This window comes from Mycobacterium sp., assembly GCF_049281135.1.
Classification (GTDB): Bacteria; Actinomycetota; Actinomycetes; order Mycobacteriales; family Mycobacteriaceae; genus Mycobacterium.
In genome coordinates this window covers 1-1,733 of sequence record NZ_JBAPRN010000745.1, presented here as the reverse complement: position 1 = coordinate 1,733, position 1,733 = coordinate 1, and the positions used below count along the sequence as shown (strand labels likewise).

At 62.8% G+C, this 1,733-nt stretch carries 2 protein-coding genes; one reads left to right on the top strand and one right to left on the bottom strand.

Translation table 11 applies throughout. The features are described 5' to 3' along the window. Positions 1 to 963 precede the first annotated feature (963 nt). Complete coding sequence (locus tag WAN02_RS29670; protein WP_422268961.1) at positions 964 to 1,380, bottom strand: hypothetical protein; 417 nt, start codon at positions 1,378 to 1,380, stop codon at positions 964 to 966. A 43-nt stretch (positions 1,381 to 1,423) separates the two neighbouring features. On the opposite strand from WAN02_RS29670, the gene WAN02_RS29665 reads away from it, so the two are divergent. Beyond that, the coding region (locus tag WAN02_RS29665) for a hypothetical protein (RefSeq protein ID WP_422268960.1) at positions 1,424 to 1,733 on the top strand (310 nt) is incomplete at its 3' end.

Below are 1,733 nucleotides of genomic sequence, written 5' to 3'. Positions count from 1 at the left end.
GCAACCACCCACATCAGCGAGCGATCACTCCATACGGTCTAAGCGCAGGCGGGTGTGCCCTCGCCCTCAGGTTTGCCGCTCGATCGCCGCTCGGCTGGAGGCGCCGTCGCAGAGCGCGGTGGCGGGTCCGTAGAACCGCACGGTGAGCACAAACGGACGTTTGGGCGTGGGCAGCGAGTTCGCGACCGTGGTTGCCTCGTCGGGCCGGGTGATGCGTCCACTGCATGTGCCCTGGTGGACGTTGAGATGCGACCGGGCTCTGCTTTACAGCCACGGCAAGCCTGTGAGATGGTCAACTCCCGAGGAGACATGGCGGGGGTCTATGACGTCTCGACCTGGAAGCAAACTATTTCGTCTATGCGCGATTACGCTTGTGTCAACATGCTGCTGTTTGCTGGCAATAAGCGCGCGTGACGGGCGGTCGGGCGCCGCTGCAACGGCCGGACTTTCCGTCGATGTAAGCGTAAGTACGCATTCGACAAGCACATCAGGCCAACTTCAGTCGCCGATACTTTCTACGAGCGCTCCGGCCGAGCTCCTTCTCGCCTTCGCGTCCTCGGATGGCCCGGATGAACCGGCCAGCCAATCGTTTACATCCGTTGTCGGCGCCGGCTTGAGCTGGATTCTGCGACAGCGCAGCAATGGTCAAGCCGGGACCGCTGAGATCTGGCAGGCAGTGACGACATCGACACTGTCGAATGTCGCGGTCACGGCTACCCAAGCCGTGAGCGGCTACAGAGGGTCGATCGCCGTCGTCAGTTTCTCTGGAGCAGATACATCCTCCAACGGCGCAGTCGGCAGCGCCGATGCGCCGGCTGGAGCGCCGACGGTGTCGCTCACAACTACGCAAGACAACTCCTGGGTCTGGGGTGTCGGCAAGGACTGGGATCAAGCGGTTGCGCGCACGCTCGGCGATGGGCAAACGATGGTCGACCAGTACATAGATGACGCGGTAGGCGACACCTACTGGACCCAATACGTGAGCTCGACAACACCGGTGGCTGGCACCGCAGTCATCCTCAATGACACTGGACCCATAGATGATCGATGGGACTTCGCCGCGGTCGAGATCGTGCCGGCCCCGGTTGCCGTTTTGCCAACCGCGACCGACTCGCCCAGTTTGAGGGCCTCGACGACCCCAACCTCCTCAGCGTTCCCAAGTGACTCGCCCACACCGAGTGATTCGGGACCTTCCCCCAGTGAATCGGCCAACTCCAGTGATTCGGACTCCGCCAACCCGTCCACGAGCCCGTCCGCGTCAGTTCCATCGAGTGCCTCGGCGGCGCCACCCAGTCCGACTGATTCAGCGACGGCCGGGCCGCGGGTCGTGTTCTCCGACGATTTCGGTGGAGCGAGCCTGGGGCCGGCTTGGACGGTCATCTCGCGCCACGGCGAGTACGCCCAGGATGAGACAGAATGCAACGTGCCCCAGCAGGTGGGCGTTGCCGGCAACGTCCTGACTATCTCGACCATTGCCAAGCAGACTTCATGCGGTGACTTCAATGTCGATGGAAGCGTTCGCCATCCCGCTGCCTCGTGGCCCTACGCAACCGGCGATGTTCAGTGGGCAAACACCAGCTTCACCTACGGAACGGTCAGCATCCGGGCCAAGGTCCCACCGCGGAACACATCGACCTGGCCGGCGCTGTGGCTGCTCGGCAGCAATTGTCAGAACACGAATCCATACACCGCTGACACTGGCTACGACACATGTCCCCAAATCGGCGGCGACG

Bases quoted from the DNA above. Each gene is read 5' to 3' on its own strand.
- WAN02_RS29670 (WP_422268961.1), bottom strand. From the start codon at position 1,380: ATGACCGTCCAAGCCGGCCCCAGGCTCGCTCCACCGAAATCGTCGGAG.